17 protein-coding genes are annotated in these 20,190 nt (G+C 71.9%); 11 read left to right on the top strand and 6 right to left on the bottom strand.

The annotated features are described in order from the left end of the window. The first annotated feature begins 98 nt into the window (after window positions 1-98). Genes POL25_RS33470 through POL25_RS33450 form a run of 5 tightly spaced genes read left to right on the top strand, consistent with a single transcriptional unit; the run spans window position 99 to window position 3,578 of the window. Window positions 99-509 carry a hypothetical protein gene (locus tag POL25_RS33470; protein WP_272090376.1) on the top strand — a complete coding sequence of 137 codons (411 nt, stop codon included), beginning with the start codon at window positions 99-101 and terminating at the stop codon, window positions 507-509. Further along, the gene (locus POL25_RS33465) at window positions 499-1,086 is read left to right on the top strand and encodes an EscR/YscR/HrcR family type III secretion system export apparatus protein (RefSeq protein ID WP_272090374.1); all 588 of its coding nucleotides are present in this window, start codon (window positions 499-501) and stop codon (window positions 1,084-1,086) included. The genes POL25_RS33470 and POL25_RS33465 overlap by 11 nt, the downstream gene beginning before the upstream one ends. Continuing rightward, window positions 1,083-1,352 (top strand): hypothetical protein, encoded by a 270-nt coding sequence (locus POL25_RS33460; protein ID WP_272090373.1) that lies wholly within the window; start codon window positions 1,083-1,085, stop codon window positions 1,350-1,352. The genes POL25_RS33465 and POL25_RS33460 overlap by 4 nt, the downstream gene beginning before the upstream one ends. Before the next feature lie 15 nt (window positions 1,353-1,367). Next, window positions 1,368-2,132 (top strand): flagellar biosynthetic protein FliR, encoded by a 765-nt coding sequence (locus POL25_RS33455; RefSeq protein ID WP_272090372.1) that lies wholly within the window; start codon window positions 1,368-1,370, stop codon window positions 2,130-2,132. A gap of 24 nt (window positions 2,133-2,156) precedes the next feature. Beyond that, on the top strand, window positions 2,157-3,578 hold the full coding sequence (locus POL25_RS33450) for a YncE family protein (protein WP_272090371.1): 1,422 nt from the start codon (window positions 2,157-2,159) through the stop codon (window positions 3,576-3,578). Between the two features lies 1 nt (window position 3,579). Here POL25_RS33450 and POL25_RS33445 read toward each other — a convergent pair whose 3' ends face one another. The 3 genes from POL25_RS33445 to POL25_RS33435 form a co-directional block, all read right to left on the bottom strand. Continuing rightward, window positions 3,580-4,509 (bottom strand): serine/threonine protein kinase, encoded by a 930-nt coding sequence (locus POL25_RS33445; RefSeq protein WP_272090370.1) that lies wholly within the window; start codon window positions 4,507-4,509, stop codon window positions 3,580-3,582. 245 nt (window positions 4,510-4,754) lie between these two features. Continuing rightward, window positions 4,755-7,139: an endopeptidase La gene (gene lon, locus POL25_RS33440; protein WP_272090369.1), complete on the bottom strand. Its 2,385-nt coding sequence runs from the start codon at window positions 7,137-7,139 to the stop codon at window positions 4,755-4,757. Between the two features lie 85 nt (window positions 7,140-7,224). After that, window positions 7,225-7,854 (bottom strand): TetR/AcrR family transcriptional regulator, encoded by a 630-nt coding sequence (locus tag POL25_RS33435; protein ID WP_272090368.1) that lies wholly within the window; start codon window positions 7,852-7,854, stop codon window positions 7,225-7,227. A gap of 221 nt (window positions 7,855-8,075) precedes the next feature. Between POL25_RS33435 and POL25_RS33430 the strand changes: the two genes are divergently transcribed. The 3 genes from POL25_RS33430 to priA all read left to right on the top strand — a co-directional run bounded on the left by POL25_RS33430 (window position 8,076) and on the right by priA (window position 11,648). Beyond that, window positions 8,076-8,408: a hypothetical protein gene (locus tag POL25_RS33430; protein ID WP_272090367.1), complete on the top strand. Its 333-nt coding sequence runs from the start codon at window positions 8,076-8,078 to the stop codon at window positions 8,406-8,408. An 85-nt stretch (window positions 8,409-8,493) separates the two neighbouring features. Then, a complete protein-coding gene (locus tag POL25_RS33425) occupies window positions 8,494-9,096 on the top strand; it encodes a hypothetical protein (protein WP_272090366.1) in 603 nt (200 codons plus the stop codon). Then, window positions 9,093-11,648 carry a replication restart helicase PriA gene (gene priA / locus POL25_RS33420; protein WP_272090365.1) on the top strand — a complete coding sequence of 852 codons (2,556 nt, stop codon included), beginning with the start codon at window positions 9,093-9,095 and terminating at the stop codon, window positions 11,646-11,648. The genes POL25_RS33425 and priA overlap by 4 nt, the downstream gene beginning before the upstream one ends. 67 nt (window positions 11,649-11,715) lie before the next feature. Here the strand turns inward: priA and POL25_RS33415 are convergent, their stop codons facing one another. Next, the gene (locus POL25_RS33415; RefSeq protein WP_272090364.1) at window positions 11,716-12,405 is read right to left on the bottom strand and encodes a dienelactone hydrolase family protein; all 690 of its coding nucleotides are present in this window, start codon (window positions 12,403-12,405) and stop codon (window positions 11,716-11,718) included. 97 nt (window positions 12,406-12,502) lie between these two features. After that, window positions 12,503-12,973 carry a DUF2147 domain-containing protein gene (locus POL25_RS33410; RefSeq protein ID WP_272090363.1) on the bottom strand — a complete coding sequence of 157 codons (471 nt, stop codon included), beginning with the start codon at window positions 12,971-12,973 and terminating at the stop codon, window positions 12,503-12,505. A 178-nt stretch (window positions 12,974-13,151) separates the two neighbouring features. Here POL25_RS33410 and POL25_RS33405 point away from each other — a divergent pair, with 178 nt between their 5' ends. Next, on the top strand, window positions 13,152-16,325 hold the full coding sequence (locus POL25_RS33405) for a hypothetical protein (RefSeq protein WP_272090362.1): 3,174 nt from the start codon (window positions 13,152-13,154) through the stop codon (window positions 16,323-16,325). Continuing rightward, the gene (gene fmt, locus POL25_RS33400; RefSeq protein ID WP_272090361.1) at window positions 16,322-17,293 is read left to right on the top strand and encodes a methionyl-tRNA formyltransferase; all 972 of its coding nucleotides are present in this window, start codon (window positions 16,322-16,324) and stop codon (window positions 17,291-17,293) included. The genes POL25_RS33405 and fmt overlap by 4 nt, the downstream gene beginning before the upstream one ends. Window positions 17,294-17,585: 292 nt before the next feature. Here the strand turns inward: fmt and POL25_RS33395 are convergent, their stop codons facing one another. Further along, complete coding sequence (locus POL25_RS33395) at window positions 17,586-19,478, bottom strand: TolB family protein (RefSeq protein ID WP_272090360.1); 1,893 nt, start codon at window positions 19,476-19,478, stop codon at window positions 17,586-17,588. Between the two features lie 145 nt (window positions 19,479-19,623). Between POL25_RS33395 and POL25_RS33390 the strand changes: the two genes are divergently transcribed. Continuing rightward, entirely contained in the window at window positions 19,624-20,043 is a 420-nt protein-coding gene (locus POL25_RS33390; protein WP_272090359.1) for an amphi-Trp domain-containing protein, read from the top strand. Window positions 20,044-20,190 lie beyond the last annotated feature (147 nt).

Genomic DNA, 20,190 nt, shown 5'->3' with positions numbered 1-20,190 from the left:
GCTCGCCCGCGCTTCGTGCATTCGGCCTGCAGGCCGCTCAGGGCCGACGTCGCGGCTTTTTTGCCCGCGCTCGTCGTCCTCCCTACGCTGGAGGACGCGTGCTGGAAGACATCGAACCGTACCTTCACCTCGTGGCTGTCGGCGGCGGGCTGCTCGTCGCGCTGTTGCTGCTCGTCTGGCTGGGGCGCGGGGTGCGGGGCGAGCGACGCGAGCGGGCGCGGACGGTCATCGGCTTGACGCCGACGCACGCGCTGCACGTGGTCGATGTCGCCGGTCGCCGCCTGGTCGTCGGGACAGGTCCGGGCGGCCCGCCGCAGCTGCTCCTGGAGCTGCCCGACCCGCCGCCGGCGCCGTGGAACGCCGCGCCGGGCGAGCTCGACGCGCCGCCGTGGGTCGCCGACGCCGCCCGCAGCGCCGAGCATTGGCGGGCCGACGCCAAGCGCACGAACCCGGAGTGGCGCACCGACGCGACGCCCCGCACGGAGGGGTGGCGCGCGCATGGTCCCTGAGCTGCCGGCAGGCGCTGCCACGTGGGCGGCCCTGTCGCTGGCGCCGATCGCCGCCGTCAGCTGCACCGCGTTCGCCAAGGCGAGCGTCGTGCTGTCGGCGATCCGCGTCGGGCTCGGCGCCGAGTCCCTGTTGCCGTGGAGCGCCGTGTTCGCGCTGTCGCTGGTGGTCGCGGCGGTGATCATGGGCCCCGTCGCGTTCGAGACGGCGGCGCTGTACGGCTCGGGCGCGCCGCTCGACGTCGCGGCGCTGTTCGGGCCGCTCTCGGCGTTCCTCGAGCGCCACGCCGATCCCGCGGAGATCGAGTACTTCGCCGGGCTCAACGCCGTCGACCTCGCGCACCCGCTCGCGCTCGTGCCGGCGTTCCTCGTCACCGAGCTGGCCGAGGCGCTGCAGATGGCGGCGCTGATCCTGATCCCGTTCGTGCTGGTCGATCTGGTGCTGGCTCAGCTGGTGGCGCTCATCGGTCTCTCGGGACAGGTGCAGCCCGCGGTCGCGCTGCCGGTCAAGGTCCTGCTGTTCATCGCCGTCGGCGGCTGGGACGCGGTGATCCGCGGCCTCGTGGAAGGCTACGCGTGACCCCGGCGCTCGACGCGATGCGCGACGGGCTGGTCCAGACGGCGTGGCTGCTCGCACCTGCGGCCGGGGCCGCGGCCGGGGCGGCGCTGGTGATCGGCTGGCTGTGCCACCGCCTCGGCGTCACCGATCCGGCGCCGGTGCTGCTGGCCCGTGCGACGGCGGTGCTGGCGGTGGTGTGGTGGTTCGGCGCGGGATGGCTGGCCGACGGGACCACGTACACGCGCGGGCTGTGGGCGCTGCTGCCCGAGATCGGGCGCGGGCGATGAGCTGTCCTCGAGGACATGTTATTTTCGTGCGAGAGCGCGAACAGGCTGTCCCGGAGGACATGTGATTCACGGCCGGGGCCGGCGATGATCGCGGGGCCGCTGGCCGCGTGGGCCTGGCTGGCGCTGCGTCTGTTCGCCGTCTTGCAGGCCCAGACGCTGTGGCGCGCGGCCGCGGGCGGGATGTGGTGGGCGATCGCGGCGGGGCTGGCGGCGATCCTGGCGGCCGCGTGGGCCCCGATCCGCCTGGCGCCGGTGGCGTGGACATCGTGGCTGCTGGCGGCCGGCTTCGAGCTGTTGCTCGGCGCCGTGCTCGGGGCGCTCGTCAGCTTGCCGGGCGACGCGGCGCTCGGGGCGGCTCGCCGCTCGGGGGTCGCGCTCGGGCTCGCAGGGGCGCGCGCGTTCGCGGCCCTGCACGTGGCGCTGGTCGGTTCGCTCGCGCTGGCGACCGGGCTGCATCGGCCGCTGTTGACCGGCTTGCGCGCGTGCGCGACGCGCTGGCCGGTGGGCGAGCCCGGCGCGTGGCCGTTGCAGCTCGACCTCGCGGCGGTGAGCGCGGCGGCCCACGACGCCACCGTGCTCGCGCTCGGTCTTGCCACGCCCGTGCTGCTCACCGCCGCCGTCGTCGAGCTCGCGCTCGCGTGCGCCGCGAGGCCTGGACCCATGGCCGCGCTGGCGGCCGCGAGCCGGCCGTGGCTCGTCGCCGTCGCCGCACTCACCGCCCTCGCCGCGGCCTGGGCCGTGCACCCGGACGCGTGGCTGCAGGCCCTCGCGCGGGTCTGAGGCGTGATACCGTCCTCTCGTCGAATGCCGCGCGTCTCTCACCGCTGGTGCGCCGCGATGCTGCTGCTGGCGACCTGCGGGCGCGGCGAGCCCGAGCCGGCCGACCTGCAGGCGCTGCGGCTGCCGACCGGCGCCTTGCTGTCGCCCGACGGCGCGTGGTTGTTCGTCACCAACAGCAACCTCGACCTCGCGGTCAAGTCGAGCACCCTCGTGGTGCTCAACCTGCGCGCGCTCGACCAGGCGTTCGCCGAGCCGCCCGCGCCGGCCGACGCCGAGCTCAGCGCCGCCGCGCCCTGTCGTGTCGCCCAGGCCATGTCCGAAGGGACAGGTGCGAAGGACCAGGAGATCGTCGAGTGCGAGGAGCGCTACTTCATCCAGCGCGCGCACTCGGTCCGGTTCACCAGCGGCGCCGGCAACATCGCCCTCGACCGGCCGATCGGCGACGACGGCCCGTGGCGGCTGCTGGTGCCGTCGAGCCTCGAAGAGCGAGCGGTGACGTGGATCGACGTCGTGCGCGAGGCCGGCGGCATCAAGGTCGAGTGCGGGCAGGACGCCGAGGGTGAGTGCGACGCGGCGCACTCGCTGCAGCGGCTCGGCAACGACCCGGCGGGCGCGCGCCTGCCGTCCGACCCGGCGCGGATCTTCGTCGACAGCGAGGGCTATCGCTTCGCCTACTTGCCGCACCTGCTCGGCGCGCGCATGAGCCTCATCGCCCTCGACGCCGAGTACGGGCCGAAGATCACCGACATCACCGACCCCAACGCCGCCTTCTTCGCGCCCGAGCCGGGCGGCAAGGGCGTGCTCGCCGGCGGCTTCGCGGTCGCCCAGCGCGCCTGCGACCCGACCGACGCGCCGCCTCGCACCGAGAGTTGCACGCGCCCGCTGCTGTACGCCTCGCACCGCTTCTGGCCCGGCGTGCGTCTGTTCAGCGTCGAGACCGGGCGCGACACGCTGGTGCGGTTCGCCAGTCACTGGTTGCCGGTCGCCGACCCGTACGCCGCCGGCGACCGCCCGTACATGGGCGAGATCGAGTTCATCGATCCGGAGGTCGGCGATCGCCTGCTCGCGGTCCACACCACGCCGCCGTCGCTGTCGCTGGTCGATACCAGCCTCGGCCCCTCGGGCGAGCCGCTCAACGATCCGATCGACAGCGTCGCGCTGTGTCACAACCCGAACATCCTGGCGGTCCACCGGCCGAAGCAGGCCGAGGCGATCGCGTTCGTCAGCTGTTACTCCGATGACGAGATCGCCGCCGTCGCGCTCGGCTCGTTCACCGTGATCGGCACCATCCCGGTCGACGACGGGCCCAACGAGCTGGTCGTCGACGAGGCGCGGCGCAAGCTGTACGTCGTGCACACGCTCGCCAGCACGATCGGCGTCGTCGAGCTCGACAGCGCCTCGCCGCGCCGCTTGCAGATGATCGGCCGGATCGGGCTCGGCGACTGAGTCAGTTCTTGCGGAAGATCTGGCGCATCCACCCGCCGAGCTGGTCGCCGCGGTAGCGCAGCTGGTGGGTGAACGCGAACTCGCGCAGCGCCTCGGCCAGGGTCGCCGCCGACGGGTAACGGTCGTCGAGCCCGCGGGCCAGCGCTCGCAGCAGGATCTGCTCGAGCTGGGCGGGGATCGCCGGGTTGACCTCGCTCGGGCGCGGCACCTTGCACTGACGCACGCTCTCGAAGGTCTCGATGTCGCTGTCGCGGCGGAACAGGCGGCGGCCGGTCAGCAGCTCGAAGAACACGATGCCGAGCGCGAACACGTCGCTGCGGGCGTCGAGCGGCGTGCCGCGGACCTGCTCAGGCGACATGTACGCGAGCTTGCCCTTGATCACGCCGGCCTGGGTCTGCACCGACGAGCTGGTCGCCTTGGCCAGACCGAAGTCGATCAGCTTCACCTCGCCCTCGTACGAGATGAGGATGTTGGGCGGGCTGATGTCGCGGTGGATGATGTTGAGCGGCCGGCCGTCGTCGCTCTTCTTGTTGTGGGCGTAGTCGAGGCCCTCGGCGCAGCGGGTGATGATGTAGCAGGCCTGCGCGAGGGGCAGCGCCTTGCCGGCCTTTTGGTGCAGGTCGAGCAGCGCTCCGACGTCGCGGCCCTCGACGTACTCGAGGGCGATGTAGAAGGCCTCGTCCTGGCGACCGAGCTGGTAGATCTGGGCGATGTTGCCGTGCTGCAGCTGCACCGCCAGCTTGGCCTCCGCCTGGAACATGGCGATGAAGTTCGGGTCGCGGGCGATGTGCGGCAAGATCCGCTTGATCGCCACCAGCCGCTCGAAGCTGTCGGCGCCGGTCAGCTTGGCCTTGTACACCTCAGCCATGCCGCCGGCGCTGATGCGCTCGAGCACCTCGTAGGGACCGATCTTGTCGGGTGCCGTGGTCAACGCGGTGATTCTCGGCCGACGCGTCCGACTTCGTCAATTCGCCGTGAGGCGCGGGCTCGCTCTCCGGAAAGCTCAATGTCACGAGCCGGAGGCTGGACGGCCGCGGGACCGCCCGTTTGCGCCGGTCACGCTCGGGCCGTCCAACCGCGAAAATAAACAGGATCCGCGCCGTGTGGTGCGGATCCCCGGGTCGGGCGCGTGGCGGTCAGCGGCGATGCGTCGTCGACCGTGGGCGCCCGCTCGACTCAGGCCTCGGCGCGCGGGCTGTCCGCGGCGAGGCTCTCGGGCGGGAGGACGACCGGCTCGAGCGCGGCGTCGAGCACCTGCCGCATGTCCTCGGCGAAGATGAACTCGACCTGCTGCCGCACGTCCTCGGGCACGTCCTCGATGTCGCGGGCGTTGCGGTGCGGGAGCACCACCCGCTTGATGCCGGCCCGGTGGGCGGCCAGGACCTTCGACTTGATGCCGCCGACCGGGAGCACGCGGCCGCGGAGGGTGCATTCACCGGTCATGGCCGTGTCGTTGCGGACCCGACGTCCGGTCAGCAGCGAGGTCAGGGCCGTGAACATGGTGACGCCTGCGGAGGGGCCGTCCTTGGGCACGGCGCCGGCGGGGACGTGGATGTGCAGGTCCTGGCGGTCGAGGAAGTTGACGTCGACCCCTAGCTGGCCGGCGTTGCTGCGGACGTAGGTGAGCGCGGCGCGGGCGGACTCCTTCATGACGTCGCCGAGCTGGCCGGTGATCTCGAGGCTGCCCTTGCCGGGCATGCGCGAGGTCTCGACGAACAGGATGTCGCCGCCGACCGGGGTCCAGGCGAGGCCGGTCGCTACGCCGGGGACGGCGGTGCGCTCGGCGACTTCGCTCTGGAAGCGCGGCTTGCCGAGGTACTTGTGGAGCTCGCCGGCGTCGATGTGGAGCCGCGGCGACTTGCCCTCGTCGGCCCGCGCGATCTCCAGGGTCAGCGCGCGGCACAGCTTGGTCAGCTCGCGCCCGAGCTGGCGCACCCCGGCCTCCCGCGTGTACTCGCGGATGACCGTCTTGACCGCGTCGTCGGTGACCGTCATCGTGCCGGCCGCGATCGCGTGGTCCTTGATCTGCTTGGGCAGCAGGTGGTCCTTGGCGATGTGCAGCTTCTCCTCGAGCGTGTAGCCGCTGAGCTCGATGACCTCGAGGCGGTCGCGGAGCGGGGCGGAGATGGTGTCGAGGCTGTTGGCGGTGCAGATGAAGAGCACCTCCGACAGGTCGAACGGCAGCTCGAGGTAGTGGTCGGTGAAGGTCTTGTTCTGCTCGGGGTCGAGGACCTCGAGCAGCGCCGCGTCGGGCGAGCCCATCCAGCTGTTGCCGAGCTTGTCGATCTCGTCGAGCAGGACGACCGCGTTCTTCTTGCCGGCCTTCTTCAGCGCGTGCAGGAGCCGGCCGGGCAGCGCGCCGACGTAGGTGCGGCGGTGGCCGCGGATCTCGGCCTCGTCGCGCACGCCGCCGAGAGCGATGCGCACGAACGGACGGCCGGTGGCGTCGGCGATCGACTGGCCCAGCGAGGTCTTGCCGACCCCCGGAGGGCCGGCGAGGCACAGCAAGGTCGCGCGGGTGTTGCCCGAGACCTTGAGGACCGCCATGTGCTCCAAGATCCGCTTCTTGACCTCCTCCAGGCCGAAGTGGTCGGCGTCGAGCTTCTTGGCGATCGCGTCGATCTCGAGCATGCCCGAGGCGCGCTTGTTCCACGGCAGGTCGGCGATCCACTCGAGGTAGGTGCGGATCACGCCGAACTCGGCGTGGGCGTTGTTCATCGCCTCGAGGCGGGCGAGCTCGCGGTCGGCGACCTTGCGGGCCTCTTCGGGCAGGCCGGCGTCGTCGAGCCGCTGGCGCAGGGCCTGGAGGTCGTCGGACTTGGGCTCCTCGCCGAGCTCCTTCTGGATCGCGCGCAGCTGCTGGCGCAGCAGGACCTCGCGCTGGTTGCTGTGGAGCCCGCGACGGACCTCGGAGTCGATCTTGTGCTTGAGCTCCGCGAGGGTGATGGCCTCGTCGAGCAGGCGCGAGACCACGCGGAGGCGCTCGCTCACGTCACGCGTGAGCAGCACCTGCACCTCCTTGTCGGTGTCGAGGCTCAGCGCCGCGGCGACGCGGTCGGCGAGCAGGCCGGGGTCGTCGCCGCGACCGAGCAGCTCGATCCACTGACCGAAGCTCGAAGACATGTCGGGCGCGATCTCCTGCAGCTTCTCGCGCATGCGCGAGCCGAGGGCCGTGGCGAGCAGCTTGGCCTCGGTCGGGTCCGGGTTCTCGTCGAGCAGGTGCTCGACCTCGGCGGTCCAGTAAGGCTTGCCGTGGAGGATCGTCTTCAGCGAGAAGCGACCGAGGCCTTCGAGTACGACCTGATAGTTGCGCTCGCCGGTGCGCCGGACCTGGCGGACGCGGGCGTAGGTGCCGATCGGCTGGAGATCGGCGAGTTCGGGATCGACCATCCGCGCGTCACGCTGGACGGCGATGCCGACGATCGCGTCCTGGCCGACAGCCTCGATCATGGCGATGGAGCGGGCGCGACCGACGGGGACGGTGATGACTGTGCCGGGGAAGAGGACGCCGTTGCGGAGGGGCAGCAGCGGGATCACAGACGGATACTCGGGGTGGCTCATCTCGGTTCCTTTCGCTCCCCGCGGCTAAGCCTGCAGGGGTACGTCGTGATGACGTGAACCGAACTTAAAACCGTTCAACTCGCCGTCAACTGCGAGACCGAGGTTCGGCGCGGCAGAGCCCGTAGACGAGGAGTTGGTGCAGAGCGGTGACCTCGCGCTCGAGCTCGTCGGGCGCGCGCGTGAAGAGGAGCGGTGGCACGAACGCGACGAACGCCTGCAACAAGGTCGCGGCGGTGGCGGTCGCGTCCTTGATCGCGAACTCGCCGGCGTCCTCACCCGCTTGCAAGAGCTCGGCGACGATCTCGCGTTCGCGGCGGTGATAGATCTCCTTCGCTTCGCGGATCGCCGGGCACGCGTGACCGTGAACGAGCTCCGCGGCGTGCGCGCCGCGCTCGGCGAGGGCGAGGAAGGCTCTGGTTCGCGCCACGAGCGCCGCATGCAGACGGTGGGCGTAGAGCTTCTTGGGCGCGTTGGCGGCGCCACGAATCGCGGCGAGCACGGCGTCGTGACGGCGGTGCGAGAGCTCGACCCAGATGGCGTCCTTGGCCTCGAACTCGAGATAGACCGAGCCGACGCTGACGCCGGCCTCGCGGGCGATTTCGGCGACGGTGGTCTTGGCGTGGCCGTAGTGGTGGAGCAGTCGCTCGGCGGCGTCGAGGATCTGCGCGCGCCTCGGGTTGCCGAGGTCTGCCGCAGAGGTCCCGGACTGAGCCATGAAGCAACCACTACATCATTCATCGCTCGAAAACACCGACGTGCGCACGAGCAGATCCGCCCGGTGATCCGATCGAGGTCATGCGGACGCAACCGCCGGCGTGACAGGCTCTGCTCGTGAATAGCATCCTGCACCTCCGGGTCTGAAGGCCCCCGAATCCGCACGAGGAACCCTCCATGTCGCTCCGCCCCTGTTTGTCCCTGCTCGCTGGTTTGATGATTGTGTCCGCCCCCGCCACCACGTTCGCCGATTCGTCCGGTTCGCTGGGGACCGTCGACTCCGTGACCCTCTACGAGAGCAGCAGCGACGACTACGCGATGGCCAACGGCGTGGTGTCGGTGCGCGAGAAGACCGGGACCAAGCGCGACTACAAGTGGGGCGGGTCGCTGTGCCCCGGTCGCAACGTGAGCTCCGACTCGATCGGCATGCTGTTCGACGCGCTGCGCTCGCAGCCGAACGTGGAGATCGTGCCGTCGTACAAGGTCGGCAACGGCGCCACGCGCTGTCTCACCGGCTTCAAGCTGTCGTTCAACCGGCCCGAGGTCGGCGGCTGATCGGCCGAGGCCTCGGCGGCCGGGATCTCCGCCGGCCGCCCAGGTTCTTGGCGCGCGGGCGCGGGCGCGCTAAAAGCCTCGCGCAGTGGACCTCGACGCCACCACCCCGCCGAGCCGCGCTCGCGTCGCGCTGGCCTGGCGGGTCGGTCTGCGGCCGAGGTCCTCGCGTCTCGTGCCGGCGCTGCTGTGCCTGACGCTGGCGGCCGCGCTCCCGCATCACCTCGATGCCTCGCTGGCTTCGGTGTTGCGGGCGGCGTGGTCGGGCGAGAGCGCGCATGGTCTTTTGGACATGTTCTTCGGGACATGGCCGATGTTCGTGGGCGTGCCGGTCGTGACGGCGCTGGTGGCCGCGGCGGCGAGTGGTTCGCTCGGCTGGGTCGAGGGCGATCGCTCGCGGCTCGGTCGCGTGGGCGCGGTGCGCATCGGCGTCGTGACGGCGGTGATCGGCGCGGCGGTGGTGGTCGCGCTGGCGCTGGCCGTGCGCGGGGTGATCGCCGGGGCGGCGCGCGGGGTCGCGGCCGGTGAGGCGGGCCTGCTGGTGCTGTGGGTGGAGTGGTCGCGGCGGGTGCTTCTGGCGGCCGGCGGGGTGATGCTGGTGGCGGCGGTGCTCGAGCTGGCGCTGATGCGCGGGGCGCTGCGACGGGCGCTGTATCAGACGCGGCGCGAGGCGGAGGAGGGTTCGCGGTGAGCGAGCGGCTGGTCTCGGTGGCCCTGCCGGTGGCGCTCGACCGCGGGTTCACGTACGCGGTGCCGACGTCGTGGCCGAGCGCGCCGGAGCCGGGGGCGCGCGTATTGGTGCCGTTCGCCAACCGCGGGCTGGTCGGAGTGGTGCGCGCGGCGGCGCCGGAGCGGCTGGACGGGGCGCGCATCAAGTTGCTCGAGGAGGTGCTCGATCCGCCGGGCGCGCCGTCGTTGACGCTCGAGCTGGCGCGCCTCTGCGAGTGGGTGGCCGACTACTATGTGGCGCCGGTGGGCGAGGTCTATCGCCTGGCGCTGCCGGGTCTGCTGACGGGGCATGACGTCCGAAGGGTCATGTTGTCGGAGGCAGGTGCGCAGGCGCTGGCGGCCGCGCGTGAGGTGGTGCTGCAGCCGATCGACGACACGGGGCTGCCGACGGCGGCGGAGCAGCGGGTGCTGGCAGCGCTGGCGTCGGCGCCGGGGGGCGAGCTCGCGGTCGAGCGGCTCATCGACCTGCGGCCGCGGATCCCCGGGGTGCTGCGCCTCATCGGCGACCTCGCGGTCAAAGAGCTGTGCACGATCTCCTGGGAGGACGCCGGCGGCGAGGGGGCGCGCGTCGAGGCGCACTACCGCCGCACGGATTACTTGCGGGGAGCGGCCACCGCGGAGGAGACGCTGCGCGAGCACATCGGTCGCAGCAAGCAGCGACGGGCGCTGCTCGACCTGCTCGAAGGGGCAGGTTCGTGGGTGGCGGCGGGGGAGCTGCGCGGGCCGTTCCCGGGCCACAAGAAGCTGCTGGAGCCGCTGCTCGCGGCGGGGCTGGTGGCGGTCGAGGAGCGGCTGCGGGCGCTGGATCCGTTCGCGGCGGGGACGATCGAGCCGACGCTGCCGCAGACGCCGACGGCCGACCAGGCGGCGGCGCTGGCGACGTTGCGCGCGGACCTCGAGGGGGGCAAGTTCGCGGCGTCGCTGCTGCACGGGGTGACTGGCAGCGGCAAGACGGAGGTGTACTTGCAGCTGATCGCGGACGCGCGGGCGCGCGGAGGCGGGGCGATCGTGCTGGTGCCGGAGATCGCCCTGACGCCGCAGCTCTCGGACCGGTTCCGGGCGCGCTTCGGCGAGACGGTGGCGGTGCTGCACAGCGGGCTGACGCCGCGTCAGCGCCTGGACGCGTGGCAGCAGATCCGCATGGGCGCGCGGCCGATCGTGATCGGGGCCCGCTCGGCCGTGTTCGCGCCGGTGCCCGACCTGCGGGTGATCGTGGTCGACGAGGAGCACGACGGGTCGTTCAAGCAAGAGGAAGGGGTCCGCTACAGCGCGCGCGACGTGGCGCTGGTGCGGGCGCGCGACGCGTCGGCGGTGGCCGTGTTGGGCAGCGCGACGCCGGCGCTCGAGACGTACGAGTCGGCGCGGGCAGGCAAGATCCGGTGGCTGCGGATGACGACGCGGCCGACGACGCGACCGCTGCCGGAGGTGGAGCTGCTGTCGCTGGCGGTGCACCGTCCCGACCCGGAGACGCTGCTGACGGGCCGCATGCGCACGGCGCTGGTGGAGACGGTGGCGGCGGGCGAGCAGGCGATCGTGTTCCTCAACCGCCGCGGCTTCGCGACCACGCTGATCTGCGACCGCTGCGGGGCGCTGCATCACTGCCCCGACTGCAGCGCGCCGGCGATGACGTATCACCTCGGGCGCAATCGCTTGATGTGTCACTGGTGCGGGTACATCGAGGCGCCGCCGGAGCGCTGCATGGATTGTGGCGAGGGCGAGCTGCTGCACGGCAACGCGGGGACGGAGCGCATCGAGCTGGCGCTGGCGAAGGACGTGCCGGGGGCGCGGGTGCTGCGGCTCGATCGCGACACGAGTCGGGGCAAGGGCCTGCTCGAGACGCTGTCGGCGTTTCGTCGCCGCGAGGCGGACATCCTGGTGGGGACGCAGATGCTCTCGAAGGGGCACGACTTCCCCGGGGTGACGCTGGTGGGGATCCTCCAGGGCGATCACGGGCTCGGGTTGCCGGACATCCGCGCGTCGGAGCGAACGTTCCAGCTGTTGACGCAGGTGGCAGGCCGAGCTGGCCGCGGGGACAGGTCGGGTCGAGTGCTGATCCAGGCGTACGGGATCAACAACCCGGCGATCGCGTTCGCGGCGCAGCACGACTTCGAGGCGTTCGCGGCGTGGGAGCTCGACAAGCGGCGCGAGCTCCACAACCCGCCGTTCGGCCACCTGGCGCTGGTGCGGATCTCCGGGCCGGATCAGGTGGCGGTGCAGCGGCGCGCGGAGGAGCTGGCGGTGGTGATTCGCGCGGCGGCGGAAGAGGTGCGGCGCAAGCACGCGGAGGAGCCCGGGGCCGCCGAGGCGCTGCCACCCCTGCAGCTGCTCGGGCCGAAGGCGTCGCTGATCGAGCGAGTGAACCGGCGGGTGCGCTGGCAGATGCTGGTCCGCGCGAGCAGCCGACCGCCGCTGCGGTGGTTGCTGCGGCAGCTGCGACCGCGGCTCGGCGACGCAGGCAGCGGGGAATTCAAGACGATGGCGAACGTGGATGTCGATCCGCAGTCGCTGCTGTGAACGATGAAAAGGAGCCTGTCCAAAGAGACAGGCTCCGGGGTCGCCGCTTCAGGGGTGATGCGCCGGCTCAGGCGGCGCGGTCGGGGCCGCCGAGGTGGCGGTGGAAGAAGTCGAGCGAGCGGCGCCACGACTCGGCGGCGGCGACCGGGTCGTAGACCTCGGGGCGAGCGTCGTTGAAGAAGGCGTGCTGGGCGCTGTAGCGGTAGAGCTCGTACTCGGTGGTGCCGGCGCGCAGCTTGTCCTCGAGGGCGCGGACGGCGTCGGGGGTGCACCAGTCGTCGAACTCGGCGAAGTGGGCCTGAAGCGGGGCGAGCAGGTTGCTGGCGTCGGCGCCGGCGCCGGGGATGCCGTAGTAGCAGACGCCGGCGTCGAAGCCGTGGACGTTGCAGAGCGAGGCGAGGGCGAGGGCGCCGCCGAGGCAGAAGCCGATGATGCCGACCCGGGCCGAAGCGTCCTGTCCCTTGAGATAGGCGAGGGCGCCGGCGATGTCGGAGAGGGCCTGGCCGAAGTCGAGGCCGGTCATGAGGTGCTTGGCCTCGTCGGCGACGGCGGTGGCGCGGCCGCGGTAGAGGTCGGGGATCAGGACGCGGTAGCCGGCGTCGGCGAGGCGCTGACCGACGCCGCGGATCTGGTCGTTGATGCCCCACCACTCTTGAATGAGGACGACGCCAGGGGCGCCGTCGGCGGCGGAGAACAGCACGCCGGGGGCGTCCTGTCCGTCGGGGCGGGTGAAGCTGATCGCTCGGCCGTGTTCCATGATGATCATGGTAGGGGCCGCGGCCCGTCGCGACAAAGGCCGCGTATGGCGGCCTCAGGCGCGAGGGGCGACCGGCAGTGCGGACCCCAAGAGGGTTCTACTGACGGATCCAGGTCTGGGTGCGGAAGAACGGGCCGAGGTAGCCGCGGACCTTGAGCTTGCGGCCGCCATCCTCGAGCCAGATCTTGCAGCGGTAGGTCTTGTTCTTCTGGGGGTCGAAGATCTTGCCGCCGCTCCACTCACCATCGTCGGCGCCCATGCCCCACATGATCACCATGCCCTCGATGGGCTTGTTGTGATCGTCGCCTTCGCACGCATCGCACAGCGCGCCGGGCTTGAGGAGGAGGCGATCGATGCGGCCGTAGATCTTGCCGTCGACCTCGTAGATCTTGACGACGGACTTCGTCTCGCCGGTCTCGTCGTCGATCGTCTTCCAGTTCCCGACCGGTGAATCGCTGGCGGAGAAGAAGGCGTAGGCGGTCGCCGAGGCGGACATGACCACGGCCAACAGCGCGGCGGCCACGAATTTCAGCGGGCGCAGAGACGTGCGAGCGGACTTGAGTTGCATGGGGAGATCCTGGCTGATTTGAGCGGTTGCGGGAAGGTGACAGCGGGCAGACGCTCGCTGGGCGCGCCGCTTCACGCATCCTGGAAGAAAAGGCCGCCCCGGACCGCCAGCTGCGAGGGTGCGTCGCCGCGCATAAGGACTGGAGTACACTCCCGTCGCCGTGGGTCCGGAGATCCTCATGACGGGTGACCGTGCCCACCGGGGCGAGCTGGTCCCTCGCGTGCAGGACCTGGGCTACACGGTGGTGCCGGTTCGCGAGCGCGAGCTGGTGCCGCGTGCGGCGCAAAACCCGGGCCCCGCGGCGGTCATCGTCTGCCTCGGCACGACGGATGCGAGCGGTCTGGTACAGGCGCTGCGACAGCGACCGGAGACGATGGGCATCCCGGTGCTGCTCTACGGGCGCCTGCAAGGCGAGACGCCCGATCTGGCCGCCGTGCTCGAGCTCGGAGCGGACCGCTTCCTCGAAGCGCCCGTCGACGAGGCCGAGCTCAAGGCTGCGCTGGTCGAGCTCGCGGGTCCGCCAGCGGGGACGGTGCGCACGGAGGTTCGCGAGGCCTCACCCGCTCCGCGCCCCGTTCGCGCGGACCCAGTCCTCAGCCGCCTGCATCACACGCTCGAGGTGCTGGCCGCGCGACTCGAGACCCGCGAAGAGTCGGTCGATGGTCACCGCGACGGGATCGACCTCGAGGCGATGGGCCTGGACGCCGTTCCCGACGTCGATCCGGAGCACGACAGCGGCGAGCTCGAGCTGCTGCGCGAGCCGACCCAGCGGTTGCCCTCGACTGGCGAATCGCGGATCGGTCGTCGGGGGACCCGAAGCGAGCTCACGTTTTCGCGCGACGGGGAGATCTCGCCGGAGCCGGGCCCGCAGGGGCCCGCAGAGGCCCACAGCGACCATACGGCGTCCGTGGCGACCGCGGCCCGTGAGGACGTTCGCAAGGACCGGGCGAGCCGCGGGGACGAGGGGCGGACGGGTCCGCGCGCGGGGGCGGGGAATGAGCTGTCCCGAGGGACATGGCCGAAACGACAGGTTGCGGCGGGAGACGAGCCGCGCGCGCGGTCGCGATCGGGGCCGGGGCAGAAGGACGAGCTGGCCGAAGAGACAGGCCGGATCGTGGGGCTGCGGGGCGCAAAGGATCTGGCCGAAGAGGCAGGTCCGAATCGCGGGGCGCCGCGGGTGCGCGCGGATGGGCTGGCCGAAGGGACAGTTCCGGTCCGCGGCGAGCCGACAGTCGAGCCGAGGCGCGAGCGGACCGTGGAGCTGAAGCGTGAGCGGCCGACGGCGCGGACCTTCGAGCTCGCGGGGAAAGATCCGAAGGAGGATCGCAGCCAACGGCCGGGCGTCGGGGTCGGCGCGGAGCCAGGCCCGATCGAGGGCGAGGGGACGACCGAACTGCCCCGCGCGCGGCCGCGGCACGAGGGTGCGAGCTCGTTGCGAGAGGGCTCCGGCGGTGAGGTCGCGAGCGAAAGGCGACGCGGGCGGTTCGTGGTCGAGGTCGATGCGGAGCCGCAAAAGGCCCCGCCGCGGCCGAAGCTCGCCCCAGGTCTGGATCGGGGACGGTTCGCGGTGGAGGACGCCGGGCCGTCGGGCGCGACGCGAGCGAGTCAGGCCGCGGAGCTCGAGGGCCGGCGCGGCAGGTTCGCGGTGATGGACGTTCGCCTGTCTCGAGGGACAGGTCCCGGGCGGAGCCAGCGCTTCGAGACGGGCGATGTGTCGTCGGAGGCGAATGCCGGCGAAGCTGCGGAGCTCGCGGCCGACGGTGAGGGCGGCGAGTCGGGGCGGTCCGGAGACGAAGCCCGCGAGGGCAGGTTCCGGGTGGAGCCCCGGGCGCGAATCACGGGTGGCGGGAGGGTCGCGGAGCGCGGCGGTAGGGAGCCGGGCGCGTCGCGAGGCGACCGGGACGAGGCGCGCGGTGCGGGGCGCTTCGGGGACGAGGAATCGCGCGAGGAGCGGGACCCGTCGCGCAGATCGGTCGTGACGCGGGCTGACAGGGACGAACCGAGCGCGGATGCCGGTGAGGACCCTCGTGGTGCCGAGGAAGCCACGATCGTGTTGCCGTCCCGCCACTGGGCGCGGCGTCCGTCGCCGCGCGGCGAGGTCGGCTCGGAGATGTCTCGAGAGACATGGCCTCAGCGACATGCCCGAAGGGACATTCCCGACGAGTCTGAACGTGATCGCGCGCCGGTTCACGAGGTCCGCGGGAGCGATGAACGCGCGCGGGCGGCGAGGCGCGGGGTAACCGGTCTGTCTCTTGGGTCAGGTGGCCAGGAGCGCGCTCGTTCGCCGATCGCCGAGGTCGTCCGGCAGGCTCGGCCCGCGGCGGCGGAGGATGCCGAGACCGAGTCGCCGCTGGCGGGGGCCGAGAGCCGCGGTGAGACGGAGGCTCCGGCGCTGCTGGCCGAGCTGCGGCGCGAGCGGTTCACGGGCTGTCTGCGGGTGGTAGCGAGCGGGGCGCCGGCGCGGCGGCTGTGGTGGTCGGAGGGACAGGTCATCGGCGGCGCGAGCGATGCGAGCAGCGAGTCGGTGCTGGGCCGCCTGGCCGCGCGCGGGCTGCTCAGCCCGGCACACGTGGAGCTGGCGGCGCGCTGGGGCACCGGCGATCCGCGGCGTGACGTCGAACGACTCGCGCAGTCGGCATTGATTAAACCGCAGGAGATGCGGGAGGCGCTGCGGGAGCCGGTGCGGCGGATCGTCGAGCGGATCGCCGAGAGCGGCAGCGTGGCCTGGGGCCTCGATCCGGGCGAGACGCCGGCGGTGGCGGTCGAGCTGGGGGTGCCGCTGGCGGCGATGATCGCCGGCGGGGTCCAGCGCGGGGCGACGCTGTCGCAGCTGCGCGTGGCGGTGAATGATGATCGACGGCCACGGCTGGCGTTCGCGGGGCCGGAGGCGCTGGCGGCGGAGCTGCGCTGGCCAGCGGTGGTGGCGGTGACGGAGCGGTTCGACGGCCAGACGCGGGTGGCGGAGTTGGTCGCGGCCGCGGTGGCCGACGAGGCGACGATCCGGGGGATCGTGCACGTGCTCGAGCTGCTGGGTCACCTGGCGCCCGAGATCGACGATCCGGCGGCGAGCTTGACGGCGCTCGACCGCCAGCGGGTGCGCGAGCGCCTGCGACTGGCGCGCGAGAGCGACTACTTCGCGCTGCTCGGGCTGCCGCGGGAGGCGTCGCGGGCCGAGGTGCTGCGGGCCCACGCGGACCTTACGACGACGTTCTGCGAGAGCCTCGAGCCCGACAGTCGGGTCGAGCTGGCAGAGGAGATCGAGGAGCTGATGGCGGCCCTCGACGAGGCGCGCGACGTGCTCTCCGACGACGCGCTGCACAGCGCCTATCTGGCGCAGATCGGGGCGACGTGAGCGGATCTTCGCGGCTTCGTGCGGTGTTCATGGGTTCGCCCGACTTTGCGGTGTCGAGCCTGGAGGCGGTCGCTCGCACGTGCGAGCTGGTGCTGGCAGTGACGCAGCCGGACAAGCCGGCGGGGCGCGGTCGCAAGCTGATGCCGCCGGCGGTCAAGGAGGCGGCGCTCCGCCTCGGGGTGCCGGTCAGCCAACCAGTGAAGGTGCGCGACGGGACGCTGGCGGCGCAGCTGCAAGCGCTGGAGCCCGACGTGATCGTGGTGACGGCGTACGGGCGGATCTTGCCGCGCGCGATCCTCGAGGTGCCGCGCCACGGCTGCATCAACGTCCACGCGTCGCTGCTGCCGCGCTGGCGCGGGGCGGCGCCGATCCAGCGCGCGGTGCTGGCAGGCGACCGCGAGACGGGGGTGGCGATCATGAGGATGGAGGAGGGGCTCGACACGGGGCCGGTGTTCCGCGCGGTGCAGACGCCGATCGGGCCGGAGGAGACGAGCGGCGAGCTGTTCCTCCGCCTGGCGACGCTCGGCGGCGATCTGCTGGCGGCGTTCCTCGGCGAGTTCCCGGAGGTGCCGCCGCCGACGCCGCAAGACCCGACGCTGGTGACGCTGGCGCCGATCTTGCGCAAAGAAGAAGGGGTGGTCGATTGGACATGGTCTTCAGGACATGTCCTGAATCACATCCGGGGGATGGACCCGTGGCCGGCGGCAGTGACCGGGCGCGAGGGGACACCGGTCAAGCTGTACCGCCCGCGGCCGTCGCCGCTGGCTCGCCCCGACGACGCGGCGCCCGGCGAGGTGCTGGCGGTCGACCGCGCGGGCCTGCACGTGGCCTGCGGCGACGGGGTGGTGCTGGTCGCCGAGGTCCAGGCCGCCGGCGCCAAGCGCATGCCCGCCCAGGCCTACGCGGCCGGCAAAGCCTTTAAAAAGGGGGAGGGCTTCTCGGCGCCGGCGCGCGGAGAGACGGAGTGAGGGTCGAGATGTCCTGAGGGACAGGTCGATGGTCCCAGCGTGTTTTCGCCGAAGCTGCGGAGCATCAGGACGTCGCCCGCGCTCTAGTAGACGGTGAGGCGGCGGCGGCGGGCAGGTTCGGACATTGCCGAAAGGACATGTTCCAAGAGTCATGTCGATCGGTCGGGCTCGGGACCGAGGTCCGGAGCGGAAGTGGCTGGAAGGACATGTCTTGCGAGCAAGCGAAGAGCGCGAAGAGACAGGTCTCTTCGCGCTCTTGGCGACGGGTCGCGCTCTTCGGTGACGACGAGAGTTACTCGCCGGCGGGGACGCTGCGGGCGGTGGTCAGGGTCCAGTTGGTCTTCTCGATCGGGAACCGGGTGCGGAACACGATCGTCTTGCCGTCGGCGGTGAACATGGGGGTGTGGTCCTCGAGCTCGTTGCGGGTCACCGTGCGCACCGGGCCGCCGGCGAGCGGGACGGTGTGGATCTCGGAGTCGCTGGCGAAGGCGACCAGGTTGCCGTCGGGGGTGACGACGGGGTCGTGGGCGCGGAGCTCGCTGACGATCGGCGTGAAGCTCCAGCCGCGGGTGTCGAGCGGGACGATGAGCGGCTCCATGCCGTCGCGGACCTCGGCCGGCAGCGGGGTCTTCTCGGCCTCGGCGATGGCGTCGGCGAACATCTGGGTGGCCGGGGCGGGGGCGTCGACGCGGAACAGCTGCTCGCCGCGCTCGGAGCTCCAGGCGCGCACGAGCAGGCGGGCGCCCTGCGGGCCGGGCGGGGCGAAGGCGACGTGCTGCAGGTCGTCGGCGGCGTTGAAGTTCTGGGCGTCGATGCGCAGGGCCCGGTCGGGGCGGCTGGCGCTGTAGAAGAGGATGGAGGGGTGGTAGACGCCGGTGCTGTCGGGGAAGGTGTCGTGGCCGGTGCCGGCGAGGACCTCGTCGTCCAGCCACACGGGCTGCGAGAAGTTGACCTTGCTGGTGCGCACGAGGTCGGTGGCGACCTCGTCCCCCGGCTTGACGAGCGAGACGGCGCTCTCGCCGTTGTTGGCGTAGACGCGGGCGACCCGGCCGCTGCGGTGCGGCTCGCCCGGATCTTCGCCGCGCCCGAGCGGGACGGCGATCTCGCCGAGCGCAGAGAAGTTGCAGCCGCCGCTCTCGAGCTTGAACACGCGCGAGCGCCCGCCTTCGTGGATCAGGAGGGCGTCGCCCTGCGGCGAGCTGCGGAACAGCGGGCCGCGGCCGCTCTCCTCGAGGCTGCCGTCGAGCAGGCCGGTGCAGGGGACGCGGCCGGCGACCGGGTCGGCGCCGGCGGGGACGTAGAAGAAGCGCCAGGTGCCCTCGAGCTGGAGGTCGGCGTTGAAGCCGGTGCTGCTCGAGAAGTTGGCCTTGCGGGAGAGGAGGAGGGTGCCGCCGTCGGCGAGGGTGATCGGCTGGACGCTCTCCTGGACGCCGCCGAGCAGGGTGGGCTTGGGCTGGCCCTGCTCCTTGTCGACGAGGAGGATCCGGGCCTTGTCGGCGATCTTGGCGACGGTGGCCTCGGCGGCGACGATGGCGTCGACGGCGTCGATGCCCTCCTGGACCTTGGTGCGCAGGACGATGACCTCGGGGCCGTTCTTGGGGTCGTCGCGCAAGGTGCTGGCGAGCGGCTCCTGGGCGAAGAGGGCGCTGAGGAGGTCGAGCTCGGGGCCGTTCATGAACGCCGAGGGCTCGGCGTTGACGGTGAGCTTGTGCGGGAAGGCGTAGTCGCCGGCGCTGACCACGGCGAAGCGGTGGTGCTTGGCGAAGGTCGGGACGCCGCCCTCGATGTCGAGGCCGCTGAAGTCGAGCGCGGCGGGCTCCTCGAAGGCGACAAAGGCGAAGCCGGCCCAGTCGGCCAGCTTGAGCACGGCGGCCGGCCCGTCCTCGGTGGCCTCGGGGAGCTTCTCCTTGAGCTCGTCGACCATGGTCTTGAGCCGGCCCTCCTGGGCGACGAAGCCCCACTTCTCGAGATAGGGCTTGTAGCGCCAGTTGGCGGCGGGGACGACGAGGACGCGCTCGGCCTGCTCGTCGTTACCGATCGGCCCCGGGCGACTGTTCCACCACACGAGCCCGCCGGCAGTGGCGAGCAAGGCGGCGAGCGCGACGAACTTGCCGCGGTGACTGCGGCGCAAGACGTCGAGGTCGCTCGCGGAACGGTCAGGAGAGGGGTCGGGGGAGCCAGCCATGAGCGCGAGCTTCGCACAAGACGCCCGCCGATTCATGCCGCTTTCGGCCGCCGCGGTCGGCCCGGCAGCCGGCGCCTTGCTGCGACAAATCGGCCGTGGCAAGTTGAGCTGCCCGGCCAAAATCGTCCGGGAGGAGCCCCCGGAGATGAAGAGCTCACGTCAGGAATTGAAGATCGACGGCGCGGTCGAGGTGCCTCACGTCATCGCCTACCTCGAGCAGCTGGTGACGGCCCTCAAGTCCGGGACGGTCCGGGTCCACCGCGGGGCCGAACAGGTGGTGCTCGGGCCGCGCGGGGTGGTGGGCTTCTCGCTGGCGGCGTCCGACAAGGGGAAGCGGCAAAAGCTGGCGCTCGAGCTGTCGTGGCGCAAGTTCGCGGCGCCCGACGCCGACCTCGATCTGACGATCGGGCCGGCCGAGTCGTTGCCGTCGCCAGAGGCGCCCGACGAGCTCGGCGAGCCGCCGCTCGACGGCGCGGCCGAGTCCGCCGCCAAGGCGACGGCCGAGTCGGACAGCGAGAGCCCGGTGCCGACGCCGGGTGAAGTCGTGCTCGGCGAGGCGGACTAACACGCCCTGCACGATTCCCGATTGCGGGTGGCGCGTGCGCGCGGAGCCTCTCGGGAGGATCACTCGGCGCGGGGTGTCCCGCGTGGAGGTGGTCTGCACGCGGCTCCTCGTCGAGCCGTGAGGAGCACTCGTCGTGGGGGTCGGAGA

This window comes from Nannocystis bainbridge (assembly GCF_028368995.1).
Lineage (GTDB): Bacteria > Myxococcota_A > Polyangia > Nannocystales > Nannocystaceae > Nannocystis > Nannocystis bainbridge.
This window is presented reverse-complemented; position numbering and strand designations above follow the sequence as displayed.